Raw genomic sequence first — 3,359 nt, forward strand, 5'->3', positions numbered from 1 at the left:
GTTTTTCATTGTTTAAAACAGTTATCGGCCAGCGACAGGTGGACAAAAAAAGCAACGAAATTACTGCATTCAAGCCCCATTTGAAACCGATGGACCTGGAAGGCAGGGTCGGCGCCGCCGATGCTATGCATACACAGGTAGAACATGCCCGGTTCATTGTTGAAGATAAAAAAGCTGATTATGTCTTTCCGGTAAAACTTTAACCAGGGAAACCTTTTTGAGACCATCAAGAGCATCAAGAATGAGGATTTTTCCCCCTCCATACCAAACACTGGAAAAAGGGCACGGACGAATTGAGAAACGCACCATCAAAACTGTTCCCGTAAAAAAGGGGCAGACAAATTTCCCGTATGCCACCCAGTTTGCCAGGGTGGAAAGATTATTCACGAACTTGCACGGCGAAAAGCCGAAGAAAGATATCCAATTTTACATTACCAGCCTGTCTGCTGAAGAAGCGGATTCACAGGCGTTGCTGGAAATAATTCGTGGTCAATGGTCAATTGAGAATTCCCTGCATTGGGTTCGGGATGTCATCTTTGATGAAGACCGTTCTCAAATAAGGATAGGTTCGGAGCCTCGTGTGTTTGCCTCTATTCGCAATTTGGCAATCAGTCTTTTGAATCTGCATGGATTAAAGAAAATTGCCAGCACCATACGTAAATTTGGGTGGAATCAAGAGCTTGCTCTATCACTGATTGGCGTTTAGCGTGACTTTGCCGAAGACCTGGGTTTCACCAGTTGCTTGTCCTTCGTAATGGCTGTTGAGAGGAACTAAAAACTGATCTCTAAGATTTTCTTCATCCATTTCTTTAAAAGCCTGTGGACTTCTCTCTAACAATACTGCAGTCCGTTTAATAATACTTATAATGTTATCATATTCTTCCAATTCAAGGACAGGTTCTGGAACATATGGTTGAGAACTTGCAATAATAGTCCTTTGTGGAAGTTTTCTTCGTATTTCCGGTGCTACATAGGTAAGCGGATTATTCTCCCTTTTCTTTAATGGAAAACCTAATGCTGCAACTAAATTCTGGTCTTTAAGTATTTTATTTTTTCTAGCTTCGATTCGGCCTTTTGCTTTTTCTGGAAGACCAATATTCCATCCTTTAAGGTCCCCAATACTCCACTCAATATATTTTTTTTCATAACTTGGGGGCGGCCCCGTCCTGATTTGCCTGCCGTCGATGAACAAAGCATCGGAGATACCCTATTCCAGGAATGCTTTTCCATCGAATGTATCTACTTCGTAAAAGACCATCTTATACCCAAACTCAGCCGCCGCTCTCTTCGCCCGTTTATAGACCAGGTTTTGAGCGGGGCACCACCCGTTCTTGAAGGCAGTAACGACCACTTTGCCGGGCATCGCCTCCGGTTTCTTCTTCTGCCTGACTAATTTGGGGGGCGCGGCCTGCTCAGTGAACGGTTTCCACAGCAACTCCTGGATGCCTGCCCGATCAACCTTCCGGTAACCGTGCTTTTTGAACCAGGATGCCTTCATCCAAAACGGAAATGAGATGCCCCAGGCAACAATTCCTTTTGCTCCCAGGCTTTTGGCGTCTTCCTCCGCTGCATAAAGCAGGGCCTCGCCCATCCCCTTTTTTCTGTTGTCCTTTGACAAGCTGTTCTTGTATTCATCTTTTTTGCATTGCGCCTGGCTTATTTTTTCCGCACCGGGAATTGCACCTCGGTCAGCAATTCGTTCTCGGAGACTTCCCCAGGATCGTTTATATATATTTCCATAGGCGCTCCAACTACCTCGTAACCGTTTTTCATAATATATTCCATTAAAGCTTTATACACCGGTTCTATTTCTTTGTAGGGACCTTTATGGATGGTGGCAAGAACTTGTTGCGCAGGGACCTTCTTGATTCTTATCCGGCCTTCTTCCCCGACTTCTCCAACAACTGGTACTCCTGCCTCATACTCCATTTCTTCCGGGGCTACTTTTTCCGGGTTGGGGTAGATGGAAAGTGGCGGCCCAGCCATCCGCAGACCTTTCTTCATCACCCACGTTAAGATTTCTCCGAACGGTATGCCCATTTCTTCCGCCGGGCCTGTCTGAGCAATATAGGCTATTTGTTTTTCTTCGATTGTTTTTAATTCTATTTTCATGGTAAACGAACTCCTTTAATTTAAGCTTTTTGAAACATTATCGTTTCGGATTATCCGGAGATTATTCCTGTCACACCCGGTTCACCTCCCTATTTTTTATTCTCGCGCCGTTTTAAAACCCTGTTTACTTTTTTGATTATACAGAAATAAACCTGACATCAGTATGTCACGTTTATTTCACCCATAAAATTATTAAAGAATTTTTTTCTATTCGTACAGCTTAGTTATCTTTGCTGCTGCTGCTTCCTTTATCCTCTGCCTTGGACTGACTGGTTCCAGAACTTCGACGTGATCTCCAAAACTTAAAATGAAGCCGTACAACCAAGTGGCTCTTTCTTTATTCAAGGCGCAACCCCTATTATAAGTAAAGGAACGGGTGGATTATTTCTGCCATGTCTAAGTACGTTATAGACTTCCCCTTTCATAATATGCAATCCCTGTTGACATTTCTGACTGCATAGACTTCATGGGTAAAACTTCTATCCCAACATTTATTACACCACCACTGTAAAATAATAAATGCTTTACAAACAAGTCATAAGCCACGAATGCATACTTTCCAAACTGAACTTCTATGGTAATATTATCTTTTACAAAATCTGTCTGTTTATATGAGTAAATCGGAGAAGTAAATCCTTTTTCAATTAGAAACTCCTTTTGTCTTTCTAAAGACAAAGTAATTAATTCTTGCATAATTGAGTAGTTTGTTGTAACATAATAAGAATATCGAACATCTTTCCAATCTCTTTGCTTAAAAAGACGTTTGAATTCTCGATTTAATGCATCTGGGTTATACAATAGCTTGCCCTTCATTGTCTTTTCCTTACTGACTTTCGTTCTAAATCTATCAGCATCAACAGATTGGATTACATCCATTATTTCTTTATACACACTGTTATGATGAACTAAGGAGTCGCGAGAAAATAACTTTTTTCAACTATGTGGCCGGATGACATAATTCCAATCACCATGAAAGTCCGAGCGCTCCAGTTGGACAGCAGCCAGTTCGGTGTCTGATACCTTAATGCCGGCCGGGTACGGATTGGTGTCAAGTTGGCCCTGAACCTTCAGATCCGTAGTGGTTGTGGTGTTGGTGATGAGGTTGACGATGACCTCATGGCTCTCCAGCGGTCGACCGCGCCAGTTCTGCGGGGTGTGGGGGAAGAGCCGGTGCCCAATCTGATTCCCCCTCCTGGCGCCCGGGGGGGAACGGCAGCCGGCGCCTCATAGGCCGGGGGCGTCACCCC

The 3,359-nt window shown here is 43.6% G+C and carries 6 protein-coding genes and 2 pseudogenes; 2 read left to right on the plus strand and 6 right to left on the minus strand.

Translation table 11 applies throughout. From position 1 onward, the window contains the following. Positions 1-203 (plus strand): ISAs1 family transposase (locus DEH07_04005; GenBank protein ID HBY03701.1); only part of this gene is annotated, 203 nt, incomplete at its 5' end. 38 nt (positions 204-241) lie between these two features. Then, complete coding sequence (locus tag DEH07_04010; GenBank protein ID HBY03702.1) at positions 242-706, plus strand: ISAs1 family transposase; 465 nt, start codon at positions 242-244, stop codon at positions 704-706. Here the strand turns inward: DEH07_04010 and DEH07_04015 are convergent. The 6 genes and pseudogenes from DEH07_04015 to DEH07_04040 form a co-directional block, all read right to left on the minus strand. Continuing rightward, on the minus strand, positions 689-1,192 hold the full coding sequence (locus DEH07_04015; GenBank protein HBY03703.1) for a hypothetical protein: 504 nt from the start codon (positions 1,190-1,192) through the stop codon (positions 689-691). The genes DEH07_04010 and DEH07_04015 overlap by 18 nt on opposite strands. Positions 1,193-1,207: 15 nt before the next feature. Continuing rightward, positions 1,208-1,591, minus strand: coding sequence for a hypothetical protein (locus DEH07_04020; protein ID HBY03704.1), 384 nt, complete (start codon positions 1,589-1,591; stop codon positions 1,208-1,210). A gap of 65 nt (positions 1,592-1,656) precedes the next feature. Then, positions 1,657-2,112, minus strand: coding sequence for an AraC family transcriptional regulator (locus DEH07_04025; GenBank protein ID HBY03705.1), 456 nt, complete (start codon positions 2,110-2,112; stop codon positions 1,657-1,659). Positions 2,113-2,319: 207 nt separating this feature from the next. After that, complete coding sequence (locus tag DEH07_04030) at positions 2,320-2,457, minus strand: hypothetical protein (protein HBY03706.1); 138 nt, start codon at positions 2,455-2,457, stop codon at positions 2,320-2,322. Further along, positions 2,454-2,988: pseudogene (locus DEH07_04035) on the minus strand (restriction endonuclease). Before DEH07_04035 ends, DEH07_04030 begins: the two are co-directional and overlap by 4 nt. Before the next feature lie 57 nt (positions 2,989-3,045). Next, positions 3,046-3,318, minus strand: a pseudogene (locus DEH07_04040) (ISAzo13 family transposase). Positions 3,319-3,359 lie beyond the last annotated feature (41 nt).

It is taken from the genome of Desulfotomaculum sp. (assembly GCA_003513005.1).
GTDB lineage: Bacteria > Bacillota > Desulfotomaculia > Desulfotomaculales > Nap2-2B > 46-80.